Below are 25114 nucleotides of genomic sequence, written 5' to 3' on the forward strand. Positions count from 1 at the left end.
CAAATGCACAACGTAATTCTGGGAAAGCTAGAGCAGTTTTATTTGCTTTGACTACACCATTAATTGTAGTGACTAATTCGCCTTGAAGTCTACTGTGTTTACCTTGAGGCATAGGTTTTTGAATGATTTCACCATCGATATATTCGCTGGCTGGTTCTGTTTCTGGTAATTGCAAGAATTCTTCTAAAGATATCTTGCGCGTTGGTGTTTTAATCATAATATTTTCTGGTTCAGTTATTAATTACTAGTAGTCATCATTCTTATTTTAGTGTGCCATGTTGTCTGAGTTATTCTCTTCAAGAAACATAATATCTTGAGAATAATCAAGTTTTTTTGTGTATTTGCATGGCATGATCTGTATTTTGAGATCATCTAAACAATAATATGAGCGACAATACAGATTTTCGCATCGAGCGCGATTCAATGGGCGATCGCCAAATCCAGAGTAATGTTTATTACGGTATTCAAACTCTACGAGCTATCGAAAACTTCCCGATTAGCGGACTTAAACCATTACCTACTTACGTAGATGCTTGTCTATTAATTAAAAAAGCTACAGCAATTGTCAACGGTGAACTTGGTTGTATTCCCCAAGATGTTAGTCAAGCAATTGTACAAGCCACCGATGAAATTCTAGCGGGTAAATTTCGTGATCAATTTGTGGTAGATGTTTATCAAGCCGGTGCTGGAACTTCTCACCACATGAATGTTAATGAAGTCTTATCTAACCGGGCTTTAGAAATTCTCGGTGATGAAAAGGGAAATTACAAACGGGTGAGTCCGAACGATCATGTCAACTATGGACAGTCTACCAACGATGTGATTCCGACAGCGATTCGCATTGGTGGCTTGTTAGCACTGCAAAGGACATTGCACCCAGCATTAGAAACAGCGATCGCTGCCTTAGAAACCAAAGCTGTAGAATTTCAAGATATCGTTAAATCTGGCAGAACCCACCTCCAAGATGCTGTACCTGTACGTTTAGGCGAAAACTTCCGGGCTTGGGCGCAAATCCTTTCCGAACATCAAAACCGCCTCTACGCCGCCTCTGGGGACTTAATGGTATTAGGTTTAGGCGGAAGTGCAGCAGGAACAGGATTAAATACCCACCCCCAATATCGTTTCCGCGTGGTAGAAGTCCTCTCAGAATTACTCAATCTTCCTTTGCAACCTGCGCCCCATCTCATGGCTGCAATGCAGAGTATGGGCGCGTTTGTGAATGTTTCCGGTGCATTAAGAAACCTAGCCCAAGATTTAGCTAAAATATCCCACGATTTGCGCCTCATGGATTCAGGGCCAAAAACCGGTTTAAAAGAAATTCAACTACCCCCAGTACAACCAGGTTCATCGATTATGCCAGGGAAATATAACCCCGTCATGGCAGAGATGACATCAATGGTATGTTTTCAAGTCATGGGTTACGACAATGCGATCGCTCTTGCTGCCCAAGCCGGACAATTAGAATTAAATGTGATGATGCCGTTAATTGCCTATAACCTGATTCACAGTGCAGAAATTCTCGGTAATACTATCGCCGCCCTCACAGAACGTTGTATTGAGGGAATTACCGCCAACAAAGAACGTTGTTTAGCCTACGCTGAAGGCAGTTTAGCCTTAGTTACCGCCCTCAACACCCATATCGGTTACTTAAACGCCGCCGCCGTCGCCAAAGAATCCCTAGAAACAGGCAAATCTTTAAGACAGATAGTCTTAGAAAAAGGGCTGATGAGTGAAGCTGACTTAGCTACTGTGTTAAATCTAGAACAGATGAGCATGATTGTGGGGAATGGGGAATAGGGGATGGGGAATGGGGACTGGGGAATGGGGACTGGGGACTGGGGACTGGGGAAGAAAAACTTCACTCATTACTCATTACTCATTACTCATTACTCATTACTCATTACTCATTACTCATTACTCATTACTCATTACTCATTACTCAGCACTCAGCACTCAGCACTCATTACTCAGCACTCATCACTTACTCGCACTTATTTACCATGCAAAATTTAAAACCATCTGTCAGCCTTATCCGGGCTAATTCTTATGCCAAGGATTCTTTAAAAGAATCTTTAACCATCTTATTAGAACCTTTTGGCGGAATGGCGGCTTTTGTCAAGCCAGGACAACGCGTTTTACTTAAACCTAATTTACTCACCGGTTCACGACCTCAAAAAGAGTGTACCACTCGCCCTGAATTGGTTTATGCCGTTGCTCAAATGGTCATCGCCGCAGGTGGAAAACCATTTTTAGGCGATAGTCCCGCTTTTGGTAGTGCTAAAGGCGTAGCTATAGCCAATGGTTATCAGCCCATCATTCAAGAATTAAATCTGCCTATCGTAGAGTTTCACGGACAGCGTTATCAAACTGTGAGTGAGAACTTTAATCATCTCCTACTCAGCAAGGAAGCCATAGAAGCAGATGTGGTGATTAACTTACCTAAAGTTAAATCTCATGGCCAATTAACCTTAACTTTGGGCGTTAAAAACCTCTTTGGTTGCGTTCCTGGCAAAATGAAAGCTTGGTGGCATATGGAAGCGGGTAAAGATGCTAACCGCTTTGGGGAAATGTTAGTGGAAACTGCCAAAGCCATTAATCCTGATTTAACTATCCTAGATGGGATCATTGGTCATGAAGGTAATGGCCCCAGTGGTGGCGAACCTCGGCACTTAGGCATATTAGCCGCAGCTACCAATGTTTTTGCCCTAGATAGGGCTATGGTGGAAGTTCTCAATGTTCCACCGCATCAAGTCCCTACAGTTGCTGCTTCTCAACGCTTAGGCGTTTGTCCAGAACTGACGGAGATTGATTTTCCCAACTTACACCCTGATTTACTCCAAATCACAGATTGGCGATTGCCAGATCAGTTAATGCCCATTGATTTTGCCATGCCGAGAGTAATTAAGTCTACTTTTAAACATTTATATATTCGGTTTATCAAAGAACCAATGAGTGCCTATGGTAGACAGTAGTTTATCGTGAGCATTCCCTCAAAAGCGAGTGCAAAACCTGCTACAGCAATCTTGCAATCAGGAGGTTAGTCTATAGATTACCCTCCGATTGCTTAACTAGACCGCCCTTTAGTGGCGGTTTTTTCCAATTAGTCATTAGTCAAGATTTACATACTTATATATCAGTTGACTAAATTTAAAGTAAGATTACTGAAATTTATTAATTGAGAATATAGATATCATTTTTCGTGTGATTACTGAATGGGCAATGGCAAAAATCAGTAATTTATATGTATTTCTGCGGTAGGATTTTTCAGGAATAGAAATCTGCTAGCCTGTTTCTTATACTAGTATGAGAAACTGCGTCTTTATATGTTCTGATGAATCAAAAACGATATTAATTTCAGCATAATTTCGGTTAACACACCAGTGTAAATAACCAGCCAAATCGATAAAAATAGCTTAGACAAAGCTTTTGGAAATGATAAAATACTTCTTAATAAACAAAATTCAGGTAAAAAATTCATTGGTTGCAAGAGTCATATCTCCGCCCATTGAATGATTTTGTTAACCTAAATTTAACCTGATGTGACATATCATGCACTCAATCAAGTGGAAAACATTGGTTTGCAATTATGTATCAAGCGTACCCAGGATGAAATACTCAATTATGACACTTGCCTAATTGGTTGAGGTTTTTCACGGCTACACATTTGACAATAGAAAGTAGCTAAAATAGGATCGAGACTCTCTACTAGAGAGCAAAACCATCATTAATTGCGAGTAACTCCAATTCTGTATGAATTCAGATAGTCAGTCTGCCAAACCTCCCGACACGTATTCCCATCGCTTGGCAGATTTCGTGGGAACATTAATAGCTGTAGTCACCCTAACACTACCTGTGTTTGTCATTGCCTACTATTCCACCAATGTTCCAACAAGTCAACAACCCATAACTTATGAACTACCAGCAGGTGAACAATAAGCAAAATCATCAATTATGAAATTTCACCAGCCAGCAGTTTCAAGCATATGGAGAAAAATTTTGATTTAGCAGCACTCCTGTATATACGACTTTGAGCTAAATCTGCATTATTAGCTCAAACCTTTAGAATTTGACATTACGAATGGGGAAATCCCTGATTAGGGAGAAAAAGTTAGTAAAAAGCGTCGCTGTCAAGATATGGCGACGCTTTTTACTATCAAAAACTAATGTAGTTCAAAATAATACTTGGGAAGAATGTCCATCTTGGCCATAAAATTTTACACGGGGAGTATGTCCCCAATAAATTTTGAGTGAAATACAAAAGAGGAATTTCTTGTGGACTTATCCCGTATTCCAGCCCAGCCAAAACCCGGTGTCATCAATGTTTTAATTGAGATTGCTGGCGGTAGTAAAAACAAATACGAGTTTGACAAAGACCTGCAAGCCTTTGCTCTAGACCGGGTGCTATATTCTTCAGTCAAGTATCCCTATGACTATGGCTTTATCCCTAACACACTAGCGGAAGATGGCGATCCCCTAGATGGTATGGTGATTATGGATGAACCCACCTTTCCTGGTTGTATCATTCCTGCTAGACCAATTGGTTTTTTAGAAATGGTGGATGGTGGCGATCGCGATGAGAAAATTCTGTGTGTACCAGACAAAGATCCACGTTACAGCCAAGTCAAATCCCTACGAGATGTAGCACCACACCGCTTGGATGAAATTGCTGAATTCTTCCGCAGTTACAAAAATTTAGAAAAGAAAGTCACTGAAATTCTCGGTTGGCAGGATGTGGACAAGGTTGCAGCTCTAGTAGACAAATCTATCAGAGCTTATAAGGGATAGTGGGCAATCGTTATTGGGTCAGACTAAAGTAAAAAGTAGAGAGTCTCCAGAACTGATTGCTTGATGAGTGCTGTTAGCATCACAGGTTTACGCCCCGTGATGCTGACAGCACTAATGAATTTGTGTTTGTTGCCAAGTATACCAATTGCCACATAACTGGAAAAGAAATGCTGCGTAACTTTCTCTTAGCAAAAATTCACAATTGCACCCTCACAGGCGCGAACATTAATTATGTGGGTAGTATCAGCGTTGATAAAATTTTGTTAGAAAAGGCTGGGATTTTACCCTACGAGCAAGTGCAAGTAGTGAATAGTGCTAATGGCGAGCGTTTCATTACTTATGCTATACCAGCTCCAGCCTATTCAGGAATTATTGAACTAAATGGGGCTGCCGCCCGTCTAGGCATGATCGGCGATCGCGTGATTATAATGACATACGGGCAGTTTACGCCAGAGGAGATCAAAAGTTACACTCCTACTGTAGTCCTTGTGGATGAACACAACCAAATTTTGGAAGTCCGCCACTACGACGACCTGCTCAATAAGGTCTAAATACAAAAAAATGTCAAATCTTGAGCTGTCAAGTTCCCAGGTCTACCTAACTGAAAAATCAGCCAACTCGCCAACTAGCATTATGGGTGATTTTGTCTTAAAATTTTGGGGTGTCAGGGGTTTGATTCCTACCCCAGACGGTAACACGAATCGCTACGGTGGTAACACAGCTTGTGTGGAAATACACGTAGCTGGTAAAAATTTAATTTTTGACGGTGGTACAGGTTTACGCATACTGGGTAAAACTTGGCAGCATTTGCAAGAACCACTAGAAGCCCATTTATTTTTTACTAATTCTCAATCAAATCGCATTCAGGGTTTTCCTTTTTTTGCACCTGCATTTATTCCCGAAAATTGCTTTTATATTTACGGTGCAGCAGCTTCTAATGGTGCGTCTATCAAACAATGTCTGTGTGACCAAATGCTGCAACCCCACTTTCCCTACCCCCTACAGGTCATGCAGTCGGAATTACAGTTCCAAAACATCACTCCTAACAGTGAAGTTAAACTTGACGATGTTACCGTTAAAACAGCAATCATTAATCAAACTCAACGTTCCATAGGCTATCGGGTCAACTGGAAAAACTACAGTGTTGCATATATTACAGATTTAAGTAACCGCGCAGATCAAATAGAACGCGATGACATCCTGCAATTTGTTCAGGGTGTAGATTTATTAGTGGCTAATGCTACCTACACTCCTCCCACATCTCATGATCATGAATGTGCTGATTCTCTGTGGCAAGTAGCGGTGGAAATAGCACAAAAGGCAGATGTCAAACAGTTAGTAATTTCCCATCATCATCCAGATGATCATGATGATTTTCTAGATATGGTGCAAACAGAAGTTAAATCTGCCTTTCCCCAAGCTTCACTAGCTTCTGAAGGTTTGGTATTATCCATCGTGTGATGTTTTTCTCTCTCCCCAGAGTTTTTTGAAATATTCTCAAAGATAGAGGTGAATTTTAGTAGTCATATCTTTTTTTGGTAAATTTTTCTAAAAAAACTGTGTTGGCTGTTACAATATTGTTAAGAAAAGTTTCTCGTTGCGCTTTGGGAACGCGCAATAGGGCTTTCACTCTAATTGAGAAGACAACGCGAATGAATATTTTTAGACCAGCTGTGGGAGGCTGGTCTTTTTTTTGAATATTGTTTCCTTTTAGGTACGATATGAACAAGCGATCGCTTCTCCCGCAACCCTACCTGAAGGCTAATCAGTACCACACCAGGAACCCACACTATAACGAATGGGCATTTCTCCAGCATGAACGCTTATACGTATTCAGAGAATTACCAGCCGATAATCCATTTGGGATAGGGGTTAGGGTGTTATACCAATTCGCGGCTATTTCTCGGAAAGAAGTACAAGAGAATTGGGATAGGAGGCTTAAAAAGCTTGCATCTCCAGTTTTTTGGAGGCAAACAATCAGGGTAAAGCTGTTCTCTGTCCCCTATTAAGAGTTCCTTACCTCCACTAAGAGACTTTTTTAGCAAGCCCTAATTAGGATTTATATCTAGGTTAATAGTCATTTATATAATAATACTTAAAGTTTTTTAGTGGATTTTATTATATTCAAATCTCAAAGAGTAATATCTGCTAAATTGCCAAATCAATGATTAGAAAATGCCAGTTTAGTTTTAGTGATGATTTGGGAATACTAAAGTTAAATCATCTAGGACAATATCATCAATATCTAGCATGGCGTTGGCATTTTGTAACTCTTCCTTGAATTCAAACACTTTTATTGCTCATGAGCATGGAATAGTTTGGCTGCACATTATTTCTGATGCTACTATTGCTCTGGCGTATTATTCTATTTTGCTATTACTAATTTACCTTATTACACAACGTCAAGATATTCATTTCAATAGAGTTTTTCTCTTATTTGGTGCTTTTATCCTTGCCTACGGTACTGGACACTTGATGGATATTTGGACGCTTTGGCATCCTGATTACTGGATTGCAGGTATTTTAAAAGCTTTCACTGCGATTATTGCCATATATACTGCATCGACGTTAATTTATCTCATACCTCAAGTGCCAATACTATCTAACCCAGGCGAGTTAGAAGTTATCAATAAAGCACTTAATAATGAAATGACCGAGCAAAAAAAAGCAGAAGAAACTTTATTAAGCATTAGCAAGGCTATGGAAAATGTTAGTGATGCTATTGCGATCGCTGATATTACAGGTCAGGCAATTTATTATAATCCTGCCTTTATCAATTTGTTTGGTTACACTGTTGAACAACTCAATGTTATTGGTAGCCCAGTCGCAGTTTACAAAAATCCTCAACTAGCACACAATGTCTTCACTACTATCAAGCGAGGTCAATCATGGCGTGGTCAACTCACCATGCAAAGTTCGACAGAGCAGATAATACAAGTTGAGTTAAGGGCAGATGCAATCAAAGATTCGACTGGTAATATTATCGGTTTAGTTGGTATCCATACAGATATTAATGCTTGTCAACAAGCAGAAATCGCTCTGCAAAAATCTCTCAAAGAATTAGCAGATATAAAATTTGCTTTAGACCAGTCCTCTATTGTTGCAGTGACTAACAATTTAGGAATTATTGAGTATGTTAATGATAAGTTCTGTCATATTTCTCAATATCAGTCAGAAGAATTAATCGGTAAAACTCATAAAATTGTTAATTCTAATTATCACTCTACAGCTTTCTTCAAACAGATGTGGTCAACTATTAGCCAAGGAACAGTTTGGAAAGGAGAAGTTCAAAATAGAGCCAAAGATGGTACATATTATTGGGTAGATACAACTATTGTTCCTTTGTTAAATTCTCAAGGACAGCCTCAACAATATGTAGCTATTCGTAACGATATTACCGAACGCAAACAAGCGGAAATCGCTCTGCAAAAATCTCTTAAAGAAGTGGCAGATATCAAATTTGCTTTAGACCAATCATCTATTGTTGCTGTAACTAATAATTTAGGAATTATTGAATATGTCAATGATAAGTTCTGTCAAATCTCACAGTACCAGCCAGAGGAGTTAATTGGAAAAACTCATAAAATTGTTAATTCTGATTATCACTCTCAAGCCTTCTTTAAAGAGATGTGGTCAACTATTGGCCAAGGAAAAGTTTGGAACGGAGAAGTTCAAAATAGAGCCAAAGATGGTACATATTATTGGGTAGATACAACGATTGTCCCCTTGCTAGATGCTCAAGGTAAACCTCAACAATATGTAGCTATTCGTAACGATATTACTGCTCGCAAACAAGCTGAAGCTCAACTTCAACAGCAAGCAATAGAACTAGCACAAACTCTCCAAGAACTGCAAACCACCCAATTCCAACTCATCCAGAGCGAAAAAATGTCCTCCCTGGGTCAGCTAGTTGCTGGAGTTGCCCATGAAATCAATAATCCAGTTAATTTTATCTATGGCAATCTAACTCACGCCAAAAGTTATACCCAGGAAATACTAAATTTACTTCAACTTTATCGCAGCCATTACCCAAATTTCTTAGTTGAAATTCAAGAGGAAATTCAAGAGGAAATTGAAGATATTGACCTGGATTTTTTAATCAATGACTTGCCCAAACTGCTTGATTCTATGAAAGTCGGTGCCGAACGAATTCGTCAAATTGTGACTTCTCTTCGTACTTTCTCACGCCTAGATGAAGCTGAGTTAAAATCAGCAGATATTCATCAAGGTATTGATAGCACTTTGATGATTTTAGAACATCGTTTCAAAGCCAGAGCTAATCATCCGCAGATTCAGGTCATCAAAGAATATGGTGATTTACCTTTAGTTGAGTGCTATGCCGGACAGTTAAATCAAGTATTTATGAACATTTTGACGAATGCACTCGATGCTTTAGAAGACTCATTAATTAAAGGAACACTTACACATAACCAACCACAAATCCACATTTGTACTCAACAACTAAATGCTCAACAAATAGTGATTCGGATCGTTAATAATGGCCCTGCTATTCCTGAACAAGTAAGACAAAAGTTATTTGATCCTTTTTTTACTACTAAAGATGTGGGTAAAGGTACTGGTTTAGGTTTGTCAATTAGCTATCAAATTATTACTGAACAGCACAGGGGGTCGTTACAGTGTGTTTCATCTCCTCAACAGGGAGCAGAATTTATCATTACAATTCCCGTTGAACAGCCTCATAAGTAATCAGCTGTTCAGCATATAAGAAAGCACATTGAGGCCGCAGAGGAGCGGGGGGCAAGGGAGAGGGTTTATAGCAATTCACAATTCACAATTCGCAATTCGCAATTCGCAATTCGCAATTGATAAATCCTGACTTGACAAGGGTTTTTGGGTTTGGATCTGTATCAGAATTTTAGTGAATTGGTATTACAGCTTTTGCTAGTATGAAAATAATGCAATTTAAATGAAGATTAGCTGATCATGAACAATTAACGATGATCTTGGTGAATCTGTCCCTACAAATGTCTGTGTAATTGCCCGATTTTAATTCAAATTAGACTTAAATTGGGATTAATTGTGCTGTGATAGCAAAAAAAAGACGCAAATAACAGCTTTGCGTCTTTTGAGGTGAAATCGAGAAATTTAGAAACTAAACGTGGTTCTCAATGCACCAATGACTACGGAATCGTTGTTATCGTTATGATCTGGTGCAGTTAGCCAGAGAACTCCGGGTGTGATGGTGATGTTATCGCTAACTTTATATTGGTAGAATGCTTCAACGTGGAAAGATGTATCATCATCTTCACTAATCGCAGCAACACTAGAATCGGTGACTTTGGGTTCCATACCGACGATAATACCGCCTAAGTTACCTTTTTTACCAAGGTCGGGGAAGCCTAAAGTGACTGCATAGTTCCAAATGTCAATATCTCCACCATCACCACCTGTAACAACCCGACTGGTAGTATAACCAGCCCAACCACCTAAGACGATTTTATCAGTGATACCGATGGATGCTTGCACACCGTAGGAATTGCTGGAAAATGCTGCATCTAAATCTTGGAAGGTGGCAGCGTTGCTACCTGTGAGTAGTGGCTGTTTGTAGGAATTGATATATGTTAATCCTACAGTAATGCGATCGCTTGGTTTGACGGTGAGCTGTGCTAATGCACCATAAGCACCATCGAATAAACCAGATCCCTGTACTGGGCTATTCGCAGTAGGAGCTAAATAACCTAAGCTTAGTGCTAACTTATCACTAAAGTTATGGGTAATCCCTATACCTGCACCACCTACTTGACCATAAATGGGGTTGCGTGTACCGAAGGTAGATAAAGCACCAAAGTTACCATCACCATCAAACAAGTTGACAGTGCTAGTCAAGTCATCTGCTGCACCACCAGTCCCAATGGCAATTACTTGTGTCTTTTCACCTAGAGGGAATTTATACCAAACGGTGTCGATGACAGCATCATTGCTTGGTTCGGCATTGGCAAAAAATAGTCTGCCTTCTGTGGTGTTAATGTTGGGACTAGCGATATTGTTAGCTTGGATTCTGGTAAACAAGGTATCTTTACCAGTGAAGCTAGTTACCAACTCTAGACGCGCTCTGTATCCTAAAGTGGTATTACTATCTGTGATATCTGCACCATTGACGCGATCGCCAGACAGTACATCACTAATTACGGTAACAACTTGTCCTTGTAATTTGGTTGTGGTGGAAAATTGATTAGCTTCTAATTCAGATGTACGTGCTTCTAATGCGTCTACTCTACCTCTGAGTGTCGCTAATTCTGCGGAAAACTCTTCTTGGAGTTTTTGCAATGTCGCCAAATCTTCTTTTGTGACTAAATCAGCCGTAGCGGTGGCTATTAATTCATTAACTCTATCCAAACAAGCATTTAACCCGGCGGCGAATTCATACCGTGTCATCGCACGCTCACCGCGATATGTGCCGTTAGGATAACCTGCAATACAACCATATCGTTCTACTAATGATTGTAATGCTTGAAATGCCCAGTCTGTAGGCTGTACGTCTGATAATTGTGATACAGAGGTAACTTGTGACATTACCTGATTTTGAGAAGACGCATCAGCTTTGACGATGGGAGCTGCATTTGCTGGCTCACTCATTTCTGATGGTACAGGTGTTTCACCTGCTAAGGCAGAAGTCCCAAAAAATAAGACTGTGCCGCAAAATACTGGGCTAGCTAGTAGATACTTCCACATTTTTGACATCTTTTCCTCACACTTAATTAGGCTTTTACTCTCTTGGCCACACCAAATACCAAGCTTTTGTGAGCCTGTTGTCTCTGAAAAACGATTCTCAAAATATTACCAGTAGGTCGCAGATTTTGTAACAGTAGAAGTCAAGAATTTATAAATTTTTGATTATGTCAAGGTTAAGTAGTCATACTGTAACAATATTTTTTCTTGGCCTTTGCAGAGTCATGTTATCCTAAAAATGAGAATGAGAATGAGAATTATTATTATAGATAACATAAACTGATTCTCATCATTAAAACTTATATATAAACTGAAACAACATCAGCATAGTTGCGGAGGGAACAGTTCAGATGGGGAAAGCAAACATTACAAGAAATAGAATTTTATCCTTAGCAGCTTTGCTGATGTTGTCATTGACAGTAGGTTGTAACCAGTCTAGTAGTACAGAAGACACATCAGCATCATCTTCACCACAAGCTAAAGAGGCGGTATCTACACCTGTAGCGCAGCAAAAAAAAATTAAAGTTGTCACAACATTTTTACCTGTTTACCTATTTACCAAGGCTGTGGCCGGGGACGCAGCAGATGTAAGTATTCTGGTGTCTCCAGGGACAGAAGTACATGATTATCAAGCCACACCAGATAATGTAAAAGCGATCGCTACAGCAGATGTGTTAGTTAAAAATGGTTTGGGAATCGAGGAATTTTTAACAGACACTATCAAAAATGCCCAAAATTCTCAGTTAAAGCAAATAGATGCTAGTGCAGGAATCAAGCCATTAAATGAAATTTCCCCTGTGGAGAAAGCCACAAAAGGTGAAACAGACCACGACCATGATCATGACCATGCAGAAGGTAATCCTCATGTATGGTTAGACCCTATACTAGTAAAGCAACAAATCACCAATATTCGGGATGGCTTAATAGCAGCTGATCCAGCTAACAAAGATAAATATGAAGCTAATGCCAGTGCTTACATTCAAGAATTAGATAAATTAAATAGTGACTTTCAACAGACACTACAGAAAACGCCTAACTGCACCTTTATAACTTTTCATGACGCTTATCCATATTTAGCGCAACGTTATAACCTTAAACAAGTAGCCGTAGTACAGATTCCTGAAGATCAACTTTCTCCTGCGGATGTGCAGAATACTGTCAAAACAGTCAAAAAGTATAGTGTTAAAGCCTTATTTAGCGAACCTGGAGTAGATAATAAATTGCTCACTAGTCTAGCTCAAGACCTAAAACTAGGCGTGCAAACATTAGATTCGATAGAAACTGGAGAACAAGACCCGCAGTATTACTTTAAGGCTATGAGAACTAACTTACAAACCCTAGAGACAGCCTGTAAATAGGATAGGGGGCAGGGGGCAGGGGGAAGCAAGGTAGACAAGGTGGACAGGGGAGAATCTTATTTTTAATGTCCAATGACTAATGACTAATGACTAATGACTAATGACTAATGACTAATTATGACATCGCCTATTTTAAAAGTTGAGGGACTAACTGTATATCAAGGGAATTATTTAGCTGTGAGGGATGTTTCCTTTGAGTTAATAGCAGGAACTAATACGGCTATAGTTGGCCCCAATGGAGCCGGGAAAAGTACATTAGTTAAAGCTGTGCTAGATTTGATGCCTCACAGAACGGGAAGTATTGAAATATTCGGTTTTCCTCTAAATAAGTTGGGAAGTTTACGCCATCTTATAGGCTATATGCCACAAAATTTCATCTTTGATCGCAGTTTTCCGATTTCCGTTAAGGAGTTGGTGGGTTTAGGATGGGTAGCGAAAGTGCAGAACCGATACTCCTTGTTCTCTCAATTAAAGATGCAAAGCCAGGAAAAGTCCTTAGCTGTGGCTGAAGCTTTAAGAAGAACAGATGTTTATCAACTGCGAAATCAAGCTATTGGAACGCTGAGTGGCGGTCAACTAAAACGTGTATTACTGTCTTATTGTTTAGTGATTCCTCGGAAATTGTTGATTTTAGATGAAGCTTTTGCCGGTGTAGATATGCAAGGTACGGCGGATTTTTATGCTTTGCTACATGAATTAAAACAAGAAGAAGGTTGGACGGTTTTGCAAGTTTCTCATGATATTGATATGGTCAGTCACCACTGCGATCGCGTCCTTTGTCTGAACCAAACCGTTGTTTGTACCGGACAACCAGAAATCGCTCTTTCACCCCAAAATCTGTTAGCTACCTACGGGCCAGGATTTAGCCGCTACCAACACCATCATTAATCATCTTTTTCATCCAAATGTTCAGCCACGGCCTGATAAAGATGAAAAATATGGTTATCGTGTAGGCGATAAAATACATTACGTCCTTGTTTGCGATAACTTACTAAACGCATAGCTCGTAAATTCCGCAACTGATGAGAAACCGCCGATTCACTCATTTCTAATAATGCTGCCAACTCGCTGACGCAAAACTCTTTTGTTGCCAAAAAAGAGAGAATTCGCAATCTGTTAGCATCTCCTAAAAAACTGAAGAAATCTGCCATGCGTTGAGATTTTTCTATTGTCAAAATCTCAGTCGCTATGGATTGATCAATTTGGTTGTCAATTAGGGATAAGTTAGCATTTGATGGGAGCATTGTAGGTGCTTGGTGTGGAATTTTATATAGGAGATGATATTGGAGTTTCAATAATAAGAACTTAGATAATTAATTCTGTAAACAATAACAATTATATACTTTATTTATAATTTTAAAAATCGTAAAAACTAATATTATGGCTCTCATATATGATGGCAATCACCACTGGTTATTGTTGGCCACGGGTGGAGATTTAATCAATTTGTTGCAATTCCCATTTATGCAGCGTGCGATCGCCGGTGCTATTCTCATGGGGATAATGGGAGGTTTGCTAGGTAGTTTTGTGATTTTGCGTCAGTTATCATTTTTCAGCCATGCGGTTGGTCATGCTGCATTGGTAGGTATAGTCTTGGGGGTACTGCTACAGATCAATCCCACTTGGACATTATTACCTTTTACCTTAGCCTTTGGAGTCATTGTCCTTTATCTGATTGATCAGACCGATTTAGCTAGTGATAGCGTCCTCAGTATAGTGCTTTCTGGCGCATTAGCGATCGGTGTGATGCTGACCAGCCTCATTAAAGGTTATCGAGGTAACTTAATGAACGTCTTATTCGGCGATATTTTAGCTATTGATACTACTGACCTGATACTAACAATCATCATACTCATAGCTAGCGGCATTTTTCTATTGTCCACCTTGCGACAGCAAATCTTACTAACGCTGAACTCAGATGTAGCGAAAGTGCAAGGTATTGCAGTTCCGTTTTACCGTTATGGATTTGTGGTGCTTTTAGCACTAGCTGTAGCTGTGGCTATTAAAGCTGTGGGTATTTTACTGGTCAACGCCTTTTTAGTCATTCCGGCTTCTACAGCTAAATTAGTGAGTCACCACTTTAGTAGTTTTTTAATTTTATCCACAATCATGGGCGCAACTAGCAGCCTAGCAGGGATTCTGGTGTCTGGAGCTTTTAACCTGGGTTCTGGCCCTAGTATCGTGCTGGTTCAGTTTATCTTATTCATGGCTGTGTTCAGCTTGATGAAGCTATTCCATAAATAAAAATGATTTTTCTTTCTTAAACCCCTTGCCAAATCATTTTTTGTTTGCTACATTTATTAATCGTGGCTAAGAAAAACGCCAAGCCGGGATAGCTCAGTCGGTAGAGCAGAGGACTGAAAATCCTCGTGTCACCAGTTCAAGTCTGGTTCCTGGCATATCTATAAAATCCTTGAAAACCAATGTTCTCAAGGGTTTTTAAATTTCTAACCCCTAATAAAAATAGAACTAATGTTCTATTTTTGAGCTAAATATTGGATATTTTTGAATACCTTTAGACCAAAAAGTGGTGTAAATTGGGTGTACAAGCGATAAGGTAGAAGAGTGTTTACACCTTTTAAATCTATTCTAAAAATCCTACAGGGCTGGCATTTAAAGGTTATGCCTCTATTATTATCTCAAATATGATTCCTATAGAACTCAGTCTTTTGATTTTGATAAGGTTAAGCAATATTTAGCAGCAATGCTAATGAAGCTCCCTAGTTTGTGGACGCATTCGTATATGTTTGACACTACAGGAAAGGTTAGCACTCAGAAAGTCTTATAGTATATCAATGAACCACATCACGGATGAATTTATTCATCCTGTTCACTTAATATTCCCCGCATTAATGACGGGGGATTTACGCTTCACGACTCGTAAGCTTTTAAGGTAAAAATGGAGCTAAGCGGAGTCGAACCGCTGACCCCTTCAATGCCATTGAAGTGCTCTACCAACTGAGCTATAACCCCTTAATTCGCGTAAATTAGCATAACTTGTGACTGAATATAATGTCAAGTATTTAGGTGAAATATGAACATAGCTCAAGGTTATTCGATTATAGTTAATAGTTCACTTGCAACAAGTAACTCATGCAATGTCCCATGAGAAAATAGACTACTAACATAGCGGCGGCGGCGAGGGCAACTAGTGTACCCGCTAGCATAAGGGAAAATTCTTTGTTTTCTACTGCTTTCTCCATCAGGTGTAGTGACCATGCCACCAGAGCCACATCAAATAACAAAATAGGAATCAACATATTTCTTAATATTAGTTAATATTTGTAAATCAATCCTAACATCCTTTTGCAGAACTGTCTTGAATGGAAAGGGAATGTGACTCAATCTCTATAATGGCTTTAGAATTAAGCGTACAAACGTACTGGTATGTGACGATCGCGCAAGTAATTCTTAATTTCAGATACACTTAACTGCCCATAATGTAGGAGCGAAGCTAATAAAGCAGCTTCCGCCTTACCTTCATTGAGTGCGGTATAGATATGTTCACAGTTTCCCGCACCACCGGAAGCAATCACAGGGATTTCAACAGACTCAGCAATTGCTTTTGTTAATTCGATGTCATAACCAGCTTGAGTGCCATCGGCATCCATACTGGTCACTAATAGTTCTCCTGCACCACGCTTTTCGACTTCTTTCGCCCAAAGTAGGGCATCTAAGCCTGTATTTTCTCTTCCTCCACGCACATACACATCCCAACCTGGATTTTGCGGGTCAACTCTTCGCCTCGCGTCAATAGCAACTACTATGCACTGATTACCGAAGCGATCGCTAGCCCGATTGATCAAGTCAGGATCACGTACTGCCGCAGAGTTAATACTAACCTTGTCTGCCCCAGCTCGTAACAAAGCTTTAACATTTTCTAAGGATTGGATACCACCACCCACAGTCAGGGGAATGAAGACCTGTTCGGCGGTACGGTAAACTACGTCAATAATCGTATCGCGGTCTTCATGAGTGGCTGTAATATCCAGAAATACTAACTCATCTGCGCCGGCATCGTTATAAACCTTCGCCAGTTCTACCGGATCACCAGCATCTTTGAGATCGACAAAGTTAACTCCTTTAACAACCCGCCCCGCCTTGACATCTAAACAGGGTAAGATTCTTTTAGATAACATATATTTTTTTACTCCTGGGTAATTGTCCGGAATTTAAATTGTAAATTGATGTGGGTATTCCCGCCGAAAATCTTAGCTAGCTTATGGATACGCATGATTAAGGCGGAGATTAAGCCACTTCCAGAACTAAACGTAAGGTTGCAAGCTGAATTATGGCGATCATCTCCTCGAAAAAACAGCCTCCAGAACCCAATGGACAACCACAACAGCGTCGGGAGTCAGCAAAAACAGCCCCCAACGAGAAGATTTTGCAACCTGAAGCTGCTGTTGATGAACAAGGTAAACAAGAAGAGAGTATCAGACCACAAAAATTTGCCGACTACATTGGACAAAAAGACCTCAAGGATGTTCTAGAGATTGCCATCAAAGCAGCCAAGTCGCGGGGTGAAGTTTTGGATCACTTGCTACTGTATGGCCCTCCAGGATTGGGTAAAACAACAATGGCAATGATATTAGCATCGGAGATGGGAGTCAACTATAAAATTACTAGTGCGCCTGCTTTAGAAAGACCTAGAGATATCGTAGGGCTACTAGTTAACCTCAAGCCAGGAGATATTTTATTTATTGATGAAATTCATCGACTTTCACGGATGACAGAAGAAATTCTGTATCCAGCGATGGAAGATTATCGTTTAGATATTACTGTGGGTAAAGGTTCTAGCGCGAAAATTCGCAGTTTACCCTTATCTAAATTTACTTTAGTGGGGGCAACAACCCGCGTCGGGGCTTTGACTTCCCCATTGCGCGATCGCTTCGGTTTAATTCAAAAACTGCGCTTTTATGAAGTTGACGAACTCAGCAAAATTGTCCTGCGGAGTTCCCAGTTACTGCAAACCAAAGTCACTGAAGATGGTGCGGCGGAAATTGCTCGTCGTTCCAGGGGAACACCACGGATAGCTAATCGACTACTCAAACGCGTCCGTGATTATGCGGAAGTAAAAGCTCATAGTGAAATTAATGAAACTATTGCAGCCGAGGCTCTACAACTATTTCAGGTAGACCCATGTGGCTTAGATTGGACAGACCGCCGGATGTTGAGTGTGATTATTGAACAATTTAATGGTGGGCCAGTAGGCTTAGAAACCATTGCCGCAGCTACCGGAGAAGACACCCAAACCATTGAAGAAGTCTACGAACCCTACTTGATGCAAATCGGTTATTTAAGCCGGACTCCCCGTGGAAGAACAGCCACAAAAGCTGCATACAAGCACATGGGATTTACTCCGCCAAATGAGCAGATGTCATTACTATAGGGAATGGGGCATGGGGCATTGGGCATGGGGAATGGGGCATAGGGCATTGGGCATTGGGCATCGGTATAAAATCTACCTTGTCTACCTTGTCTCCCAGTCCCCAGTCCCCAGTCCCCAATCCCCAGTCCCTCCACACACAACAAAATCTCAACCTAGATGATGATTAAATTAATTAGTATAGTTCTCAGTCTGTTTCTTGTGTTGGGTTGGGGTACACCCGTGATGGCGCAAACCCAACAAGCTAAAATTACCCAAGAGCAATTAGCCCAGGGTGATGAATGGGCAAATCAAGCTTTTGCGGCGACTAATAAAGGTGATTTTGCCACGGCAGAAAAGTATTGGACGAAAATTATTGAGAATTTCCCCACGAATGCAGGGGCGTGGAGTAATCGGGGGAATTCGCGAGTTAGTCAGAATAAATTAGAGGCGGCACTGGCTGATTATAATAAAGCGGTGGAATTAGCCCCGAATGTCACCGATCCTTATTTAAATCGTGGTACAGCTTTAGAAGGTTTGGGTAAGTGGTCAGAGGCGATCGCAGATTATAATCATGTCTTAGAACTCGACCCTAAAGATGCAATGGCGTATAACAATCGCGGTAATGCTAAAGCAGGTTTAGGAGAATGGTCAGAAGCGATCGCAGATTATCAAAAATCCTTTGAAATTGCACCTAACTTTGCCTTCGCCCGTGCTAATTATGCCCTAGCACTCTATGAAAATGGGCAAAAAGACCAAGCAATCCGCGAATTACGCAATATTACCCGCAAATATCCTAATTTTGCAGATGTGCGTGCAGCTTTAACAGCCGCTTATTGGGTAAGTGGCCAAAAGGGCGAAGCCGAAAGTAATTGGGTAGCAGCCTATGGCTTGGATAGCCGTTATAAAGACATGAACTGGGTGAAAAATATCCGCCGTTGGCCTCCCAGCATGGTTGCAGCTTTAGATAAATTCCTCAAAATTCAGTAACAACTATCTCTACAGCCATTCCCCATGCCCAATTCCCCATGCCCAATTTCCTATGCCCCATGCCCTATTCGCAATTTCTTTGACTTCGGCTAGCGATCGCTTAGAATAGAAAGGTTGTCAAGAATTGCAATATCGGCTATCATGGCTGTTCCTAAGAAGAAAACATCGAAATCTAAGAGAGATAAACGTCGGGCTACCTGGAGACACAAAGCTGCTGTTGAAGCACAAAAAGCTCTTTCCTTGGGTAAATCTATTTTGACTGGACGTTCTACATTTGTCTATCCTACTGCTGAAGAAGAAGACGAAGAAGAATAAGAGAAAATGGGTGATGAGTAATTGGACTAGTCCGACTACTCATCACCTTTTACCCATGACTGATGATCAAATAATCACATCAACAGTAAAGTATATATAGTCACTGATTTTTCTATTTTCAACAAAATTAATATTTGGTGGTAAATGGGTGTACGGCTGTATGGGTGTAAGAAAATAGTATTAATAATATTCACTGCCTGAAATTGATGTATATAAGTTTTAGTAATCTTAACCCCTACACACCTACACCCCATACCCTTACACCCTCTACCTAAAACGGGATTATGCTAGGGAAATTCTTTCAGAAATCAAATCCAGAAAATAGCGATCGCGTCCCCCCAGGACAGCACTTAGCAACAGGCTTTCCTGTGTTAACATACGGTCAAGCACCAAACATCAATATTGAAGAATGGGAATTTCGAGTTTGGGGTTTAGCTAAACCTGTGGTGTTGAGTTTGTCAGATTTCATGAATCTACCACAGCACGAATTCACCGCAGATTTCCATTGTGTCACCCGTTGGTCTAAATTAGATGTCAAGTGGACGGGGATTAAAGTCACAGATTTTATGAATTTAATTGAGGTAGATCCTAAAGCCGTCCATATTATGGAACATTGCTATGGCGGTTACACCACTAATATTGCAATGGCGGATTTTGTGAGAGAAGAAAACTTTTTTGCAGTGAAATTATTTGGTGAACCTCTCCCACACGAACACGGAAGGCCTTTGCGGCTAGTTGTACCCCATCTCTACGCTTGGAAAAGTGCGAAATGGATTAATGGTTTAGAGTTTTTAGACAAAGAAGAATTAGGTTTTTGGGAACGCAACGGTTATCATCGTCGTGGTGAACCTTGGGCGCAAGAACGTTATAGTTTTTAGGCTTAGTTGGGTGTAGGAAGTTTAAAAGGAAAACCCTAAATTGGTCTTAATTGATTGTAGAGAATTGACAACACAACATCTCTACAATCGAACATCCGATTTTTAGTAGAGAGTTTCTAGAGCATCTATTTTATACAAAATTTCCAAGGATTTATCAACCTGTTTCAACCTTCTGTATTCGTCAGATATATCACGCCATAAAGAAATTTGAGTGTAACTTTCTAAATTCTCATTGGTTATTTGTAGAGCTTGTGCCAGAATAGCTAAAGCTTCAGGGTTGCGTGCAACTTTTCTATATTGTGTTGCTATTGTCACTAAAAGTTTAGCTTTATATTCTGGACTATTGATAACTTTCACAATTCCTAAAGCTTGGGGAAATTTATTTTGGCGCGCTAAACTATTGCCAATCTCCTCTAATGCAGAATTCTGATAGTATTCATCGGTAATTTTCTTAGCTATTTCTACAGCTTGAGATATTTTTTGAGTCTCTAACAGTTTGCTAGAAATGTTATTCAATGTAGAACTTTGCCAAAAGTTGTCTTCCATTGTGTCAGCTATCTGCAAAGCTGTAGATATTCTACCTACTTCTGCTAATTTAACAGCTATACTTCTTAAAATTGAACATTTGTCAGAATTATTCTGGCCATTTCTAGCTATTTCTAATGATTCAGAGAGTTTACCTGTTGCTACTAGTTGATTAGTTATATCACTCACCACCCAAGCGCGTTGACCTGAGTTGTCAATATTACCTGCAACTTCTAAAGCTTGCTGAGTTTTGCCTACTGATGCGATACTTCTAGTCAGATTACCAAAAATTTCGTTCTTAATAGCAGGGTCGGCAATTTTCTGCACAAAGGTGACAGATGTAGAAATCTGATTAGCAGCAGCTAAACTTCTGGCAATTTCATTCCAAATATAAAAGCGTTTTTCCCCATCAGAAATACTTTGTGTAAGTTGTAATGCTTCGTCAAGTTTTCCATTGCTGGCTAATTCCAAAGCTTGATTTAATAAAGCTGTCTCATTGAGTGCTAGGGAGACTTGAATACGGGGGAGTGCTGGTAGAAACAAAGGGGGAAATTGATAAGCTTCTTTTAAGCAAATACCAGAGGAATTAATAGGTGCAGACAATGCAGGAGTAGCTTGCATGAGGAGAGTAAAGCTAATTAATCCTAAGATTTGTTTTTGATAACGCATGAGTGTAAAGGGCTAAAAATAATGATGTGTTATGCGTTTAAGGTTGTATCGTGGTTAGCGATCGCAAATCAAGTAAAAGCAATATTTTGTTGCTTATGATGTTCTAAGCAACACAGGGGTGTAAGGGTGTAGGGGTGTGAGGGTGTAAGGGTATAAAGGGTGTAGGGAGAAGTTATAGATTTTTTGGAAGTGATAAACGCACCGATAGTAACCCGAAAAATTCCCCATTCCCTACAAGGGAATGGGGTTAGGGGGTTAGGTTAAACCTAAATTGTTCTAACTAACGCACCGTCTACTTAATAATTCGCTTGAGTAAAGATAATTTATCTTTGTATGGTGCGTATCGCCAGTTTAAGTCTAGCCAGAAGGAATTTTTTAAGACACTTTTGTAATGTGAGAAAGTGTCGAAACTGGTTTTACCGTGATAACTACCAATACCACTATCACCCACACCACCAAAGGGTAATGATGAAACACCGACTTGCATAATGGTGTCATTCAGACAGACACCGCCGGATGAAGTTTCCTGCAAAATTCGTGTTTGCAATTGTTTGTTTTGGGAAAATAGGTATAAAGCCAGGGGTTTTGGTCGAGAATTGATCAGGGCGATCGCTTCTGTAATGTCTGTGTATTCTAAGATGGGTAAAATCGGCCCAAATATCTCCTCTTGCATCACAGGAGCATCCAGAGAGACACGATCAATTAATGTGGGTGAGATATATAATTGCTCAGGATTAGTATCACCACCCAGGATGATTTCACCGTGATTGAGTAACTGTGTCAATCGCTCAAAATGTCTTTTGTTAATAATTCTGCCATAATCAGGACTGTTTTCTGGGCGATCGCCATAAAATTCTTTGATGGTTTTTTGCAAAGCTGCTATTAAATCCTGCTTGATTTGGCGATTTACTAACAGATAATCAGGAGCAATACAAGTTTGTCCACAATTGAGAAATTTACCCCAGACAATTCTTTTTGCTGTATATTCGAGATTAATTTCAGTATCAACAATGCAGGGACTTTTCCCACCTAATTCTAAAGTAACAGGGGTGAGATGTTTTGCGGCTGCTGCCATCACAATTTTACCGATGGCTGTACCACCAGTAAATAAGATGTGATCAAACTTTTCTTGGAGTAATTCCTGACTAGTTTCCACACCACCTTCTACTATGGTGATATACTCTGGGGGGAAATATTTACTAAATAATTGTGCTAATAAATTAGACGTGTGTGGTGCAAGTTCTGAAGGTTTAACAATAGCACAATTACCAGCCGCGATCGCACCTACTAAGGGAGAAATAACTAATTGAAAAGGATAGTTCCAAGGGCCGATAATTAACAGATTCCCCAGAGGTTCTGGATAGATTTTAGCGGAGTAAGGAAAAAATTCCGAAGGTACATCTGCTTTTTTCGGTTTAGCCCAACTTTTGAGATGTTTGATAGCGTAACTAATTTCCTTAACTGCGCCGATTTCCGTAGCGTAAGCTTCAAACTCTGGTTTGTGTAAATCTGCTTTTAAAGCCTTGATAATTAACGGTTGCTCATTGATGACTAATTCCTTGAGCTTTTGTAATTGTTCGAGGCGAAAATTGATATCTTTAGTTTTACCAGTTTGGAAGAAATTTCTTTGTTTTTGTAAAATTTCTGGAATGTTAGATTTTGCAATTGTAATCATTGTTTCCTCACAGATAATTTTATTTAGTGCTACTCATCCCTTCGCTAAAGAGACAATAAATACACTACCTTTTCCTAATTCAGAATTGACAACTATATTACCGTGATGAGCTTCGACGATGCGCCGGGAAAGATATAACCCCAAACCACTACCAGAAATTTTGTGACTCCCTTGGCGGAATCTTTCAAAGAGTGTGGCTTGTTCTGTGGGTGAAATTCCCCTTCCCGTGTCTGCTATCTCTATATTTATATATTTACTGTCATAGGGAGAAGATTTGAGGCGGATAGTCACTGAACCAGACTCAGTAAACTTGATGGCGTTACCGATGAGGTTGGTAAATAGACGATGTAATTCCAAGCGATCGCCTGTCACGGTGGTAGAATTTTCCCTATCATCAAACTCTAGATGGATGCTTAAACTGTTAGCTTGGGCTAAGGTTGTGAGTTCTCCCGCTACTTCTTGGAGTAATTGACTTAATTTCACCGGTTGAAATGCCAAGGTTTTTCGCCCAGCTTCAAAGCGATAAACTTCTAATAAAGTATTCACCATCGATAGCAAATTACTATTGCTACGCCCCATAATCACAATCGCTTCTTGCATTTGTGGTGATAATGTACCAAGCGCGCCTTGTTCAAATAGCGTCAACATCCTGTCAGCTGCTACTAGGGGAGTGCGTAAATCATGGGTGAGACGAGAGACAAAATCCTCTCGCTGACGGGCGATTTCATCCCGTTCATCCATACTATGCTTTAACCGTAACAGCGATCGCACTCTGGCTAATAATTCATCCACTGTTACGGGTTTGCGGATAAAATCATCAGCACCCAAATCTAATCCTTGGGCTACATTCGGTGCATCATGGGCGGTAATTAAGAGTATGGGGATATATTGCTGTAATTGCATTTCCCCACGAATGCGCCTAGTTACCTCATAACCATCTATTCCTGGCATCATTAAATCTAGCAACACCAAGTCACAAGGAGATGCTTGCAGTTGTGCTAGTGCGGAATAACCGTTTTCTGCTGTAGCGATGGTATAGCCTTCTTCCTCCAATATGGTTTTAATTAAAAACACATTATCAGGAGAGTCATCGACTACTAAAATTTTGCCAGAGCGCGAAGTATGTGAACTCATGAGGCACCGAGATAAAAATAAGGGGTTGGCTCAAGGTGAATTGTTTGTTTTTGTAACGAAAGCTGTTGTTTGTTGGTGTGCTGTCAATTTTGAAAATAGCTTATTGATAAGCTTTTGAGGGTATGTTACGCAATGTAAAGTTGAATTGAAATTTGTCGCTGCAAGTTATTACAAGATTTTAAGAGTAATTTGCAAAAATTAGCAGCTAATATAGGTTTTTAGTCTTGACTCCTTAGCATTTTTTCGTTAAATTGTTTGTGTTGCTAATTTTTGAGAAAAAATTATCTGCAATTCAGTAATTATTTTTTTTGATACATCGCCGTTTTCCGTACTCCGGCGCAACCGAACCTTGAAAACTAAATATATCAATAGTTTCCACAGGGTAGGGTTAAACACCACCCTTTCCCCGCAAGGGGACGGAAACTCCTAAACTTAATACACCTAAACAACCTGAGAGTAGTAGAAGGTTAAACACCACCCTTTCCCCGCAAGGGGACGGAAACAAATAGTCCTATGTTATCCAAATTACGAGCGATCGCCCGTTAAACACCACCCTTTCCCCGCAAGGGGACGGAAACACTCTAGCTGTAAAGCATTTGCCGCGCCGGCATTGATAATGTTAAACACCACCCTTTCCCCGCAAGGGGACGGAAACTTTGTTTTTCTAACTAGATTGCTGTGAGGAATCACATTTGTAAGACTGCCGTTAAACACCACCCTTTCCCCG

The 25114-nt window shown here is 40.1% G+C and carries 24 protein-coding genes, 2 tRNA genes, 1 pseudogene and 1 CRISPR repeat array (1 of these 28 cut by a window edge); of the genes and pseudogenes, 17 read left to right on the forward strand and 10 right to left on the reverse strand.

Going from position 1 to position 25114, the window contains the following annotated elements; translation table 11 throughout:
• The coding region (locus CV014_RS11565) for a Uma2 family endonuclease (RefSeq protein ID WP_236142167.1) at positions 1-217 on the reverse strand (217 nt) is incomplete at its 3' end.
• A gap of 167 nt (positions 218-384) precedes the next feature.
• Here CV014_RS11565 and CV014_RS11570 point away from each other — a divergent pair.
• From CV014_RS11570 to CV014_RS11605, 8 genes are all read left to right on the forward strand, one after another.
• Positions 385-1797 carry an aspartate ammonia-lyase gene (locus CV014_RS11570; RefSeq protein WP_236142168.1) on the forward strand — a complete coding sequence of 471 codons (1413 nt, stop codon included), beginning with the start codon at positions 385-387 and terminating at the stop codon, positions 1795-1797.
• Between the two features lie 3 nt (positions 1798-1800).
• Positions 1801-2013: a hypothetical protein gene (locus CV014_RS11575; RefSeq protein WP_236142169.1), complete on the forward strand. Its 213-nt coding sequence runs from the start codon at positions 1801-1803 to the stop codon at positions 2011-2013.
• The gene (locus tag CV014_RS11580; RefSeq protein ID WP_236142170.1) at positions 2001-2972 is read left to right on the forward strand and encodes a DUF362 domain-containing protein; all 972 of its coding nucleotides are present in this window, start codon (positions 2001-2003) and stop codon (positions 2970-2972) included. Before CV014_RS11575 ends, CV014_RS11580 begins: the two co-directional genes overlap by 13 nt.
• 778 nt (positions 2973-3750) lie before the next feature.
• On the forward strand, positions 3751-3936 hold the full coding sequence (locus CV014_RS11585; protein WP_236142171.1) for a hypothetical protein: 186 nt from the start codon (positions 3751-3753) through the stop codon (positions 3934-3936).
• A gap of 336 nt (positions 3937-4272) precedes the next feature.
• Complete coding sequence (locus CV014_RS11590) at positions 4273-4785, forward strand: inorganic diphosphatase (protein WP_236142172.1); 513 nt, start codon at positions 4273-4275, stop codon at positions 4783-4785.
• A gap of 167 nt (positions 4786-4952) precedes the next feature.
• On the forward strand, positions 4953-5336 hold the full coding sequence (panD, locus tag CV014_RS11595) for an aspartate 1-decarboxylase (RefSeq protein ID WP_103138868.1): 384 nt from the start codon (positions 4953-4955) through the stop codon (positions 5334-5336).
• A 10-nt stretch (positions 5337-5346) separates the two neighbouring features.
• Positions 5347-6246, forward strand: coding sequence for an MBL fold metallo-hydrolase (locus CV014_RS11600; RefSeq protein ID WP_236142173.1), 900 nt, complete (start codon positions 5347-5349; stop codon positions 6244-6246).
• Positions 6247-7062: 816 nt separating this feature from the next.
• The gene (locus tag CV014_RS11605; RefSeq protein ID WP_236142174.1) at positions 7063-9492 is read left to right on the forward strand and encodes a PAS domain-containing sensor histidine kinase; all 2430 of its coding nucleotides are present in this window, start codon (positions 7063-7065) and stop codon (positions 9490-9492) included.
• Positions 9493-9891: 399 nt separating this feature from the next.
• Here CV014_RS11605 and CV014_RS11610 read toward each other — a convergent pair whose 3' ends face one another.
• Positions 9892-11487 (reverse strand): iron uptake porin, encoded by a 1596-nt coding sequence (locus CV014_RS11610; protein WP_236142175.1) that lies wholly within the window; start codon positions 11485-11487, stop codon positions 9892-9894.
• 338 nt (positions 11488-11825) lie between these two features.
• Here CV014_RS11610 and CV014_RS11615 point away from each other — a divergent pair, with 338 nt between their 5' ends.
• Together CV014_RS11615 and CV014_RS11620 are read left to right on the forward strand one after the other, a co-directional pair.
• Entirely contained in the window at positions 11826-12833 is a 1008-nt protein-coding gene (locus CV014_RS11615; RefSeq protein ID WP_236142176.1) for a metal ABC transporter substrate-binding protein, read from the forward strand.
• A gap of 117 nt (positions 12834-12950) precedes the next feature.
• Entirely contained in the window at positions 12951-13721 is a 771-nt protein-coding gene (locus CV014_RS11620) for a metal ABC transporter ATP-binding protein (protein WP_236142177.1), read from the forward strand.
• Here CV014_RS11620 and CV014_RS11625 read toward each other — a convergent pair.
• Positions 13718-13984, reverse strand: a complete 267-nt coding sequence (locus CV014_RS11625) for an ArsR/SmtB family transcription factor (RefSeq protein WP_442946904.1) — start codon at positions 13982-13984, stop codon at positions 13718-13720. The genes CV014_RS11620 and CV014_RS11625 overlap by 4 nt on opposite strands.
• A gap of 229 nt (positions 13985-14213) precedes the next feature.
• Between CV014_RS11625 and CV014_RS11630 the strand changes: the two genes are divergently transcribed.
• The 3 genes and pseudogenes from CV014_RS11630 to CV014_RS11640 all read left to right on the forward strand — a co-directional run.
• Positions 14214-15077, forward strand: a complete 864-nt coding sequence (locus CV014_RS11630; RefSeq protein WP_236142179.1) for a metal ABC transporter permease — start codon at positions 14214-14216, stop codon at positions 15075-15077.
• A gap of 82 nt (positions 15078-15159) precedes the next feature.
• Positions 15160-15232: transfer RNA gene (locus CV014_RS11635), tRNA-Phe, on the forward strand.
• A 308-nt stretch (positions 15233-15540) separates the two neighbouring features.
• A pseudogene (locus tag CV014_RS11640) lies at positions 15541-15621 on the forward strand (IS200/IS605 family transposase); the annotation flags it as partial.
• Positions 15622-15733: 112 nt separating this feature from the next.
• Here CV014_RS11640 and CV014_RS11645 read toward each other — a convergent pair.
• From CV014_RS11645 to hisF, 3 genes are all read right to left on the reverse strand, one after another.
• Positions 15734-15806, reverse strand: a tRNA-Ala gene (locus CV014_RS11645).
• A 92-nt stretch (positions 15807-15898) separates the two neighbouring features.
• Positions 15899-16093: a hypothetical protein gene (locus CV014_RS11650; protein ID WP_103139901.1), complete on the reverse strand. Its 195-nt coding sequence runs from the start codon at positions 16091-16093 to the stop codon at positions 15899-15901.
• A 105-nt stretch (positions 16094-16198) separates the two neighbouring features.
• Positions 16199-16972 (reverse strand): imidazole glycerol phosphate synthase subunit HisF, encoded by a 774-nt coding sequence (hisF, locus tag CV014_RS11655; protein ID WP_236142180.1) that lies wholly within the window; start codon positions 16970-16972, stop codon positions 16199-16201.
• A 152-nt stretch (positions 16973-17124) separates the two neighbouring features.
• On the opposite strand from hisF, the gene ruvB reads away from it, so the two are divergent.
• Positions 17125-18225, forward strand: coding sequence for a Holliday junction branch migration DNA helicase RuvB (gene ruvB, locus CV014_RS11660; RefSeq protein ID WP_236142181.1), 1101 nt, complete (start codon positions 17125-17127; stop codon positions 18223-18225).
• Here ruvB and CV014_RS11665 read toward each other — a convergent pair.
• Positions 18191-18343, reverse strand: a complete 153-nt coding sequence (locus CV014_RS11665) for a histidine kinase (RefSeq protein ID WP_236142182.1) — start codon at positions 18341-18343, stop codon at positions 18191-18193. The genes ruvB and CV014_RS11665 overlap by 35 nt on opposite strands.
• A gap of 41 nt (positions 18344-18384) precedes the next feature.
• Here CV014_RS11665 and CV014_RS11670 point away from each other — a divergent pair, with 41 nt between their 5' ends.
• From CV014_RS11670 to CV014_RS11680, 3 genes are all read left to right on the forward strand, one after another.
• Positions 18385-19191 carry a tetratricopeptide repeat protein gene (locus CV014_RS11670; protein ID WP_236142216.1) on the forward strand — a complete coding sequence of 269 codons (807 nt, stop codon included), beginning with the start codon at positions 18385-18387 and terminating at the stop codon, positions 19189-19191.
• Between the two features lie 141 nt (positions 19192-19332).
• Positions 19333-19506 (forward strand): 50S ribosomal protein L32, encoded by a 174-nt coding sequence (gene rpmF, locus CV014_RS11675; RefSeq protein ID WP_011320324.1) that lies wholly within the window; start codon positions 19333-19335, stop codon positions 19504-19506.
• 284 nt (positions 19507-19790) lie between these two features.
• Positions 19791-20384, forward strand: a complete 594-nt coding sequence (locus CV014_RS11680) for a sulfite oxidase-like oxidoreductase (RefSeq protein ID WP_236142183.1) — start codon at positions 19791-19793, stop codon at positions 20382-20384.
• A gap of 102 nt (positions 20385-20486) precedes the next feature.
• On the opposite strand, the gene CV014_RS11685 is transcribed toward CV014_RS11680, so the two are convergent.
• The 3 genes from CV014_RS11685 to CV014_RS11695 all read right to left on the reverse strand — a co-directional run bounded on the left by CV014_RS11685 (position 20487) and on the right by CV014_RS11695 (position 24387).
• Positions 20487-21578 (reverse strand): hypothetical protein, encoded by a 1092-nt coding sequence (locus tag CV014_RS11685; RefSeq protein WP_236142184.1) that lies wholly within the window; start codon positions 21576-21578, stop codon positions 20487-20489.
• 292 nt (positions 21579-21870) lie between these two features.
• Positions 21871-23253 (reverse strand): aldehyde dehydrogenase, encoded by a 1383-nt coding sequence (locus CV014_RS11690; RefSeq protein WP_236142185.1) that lies wholly within the window; start codon positions 23251-23253, stop codon positions 21871-21873.
• A gap of 33 nt (positions 23254-23286) precedes the next feature.
• Entirely contained in the window at positions 23287-24387 is a 1101-nt protein-coding gene (locus CV014_RS11695; RefSeq protein WP_236142186.1) for a hybrid sensor histidine kinase/response regulator, read from the reverse strand.
• Positions 24388-24774: 387 nt separating this feature from the next.
• A CRISPR array of direct repeats spans positions 24775-25114; the repeat unit is 37 nt; unit sequence GTTAAACACCACCCTTTCCCCGCAAGGGGACGGAAAC; it runs 1315 nt beyond the window's last position.

The organism is Nostoc sp. CMAA1605, assembly GCF_021596505.1.
Lineage (GTDB): Bacteria > Cyanobacteriota > Cyanobacteriia > Cyanobacteriales > Nostocaceae > Trichormus.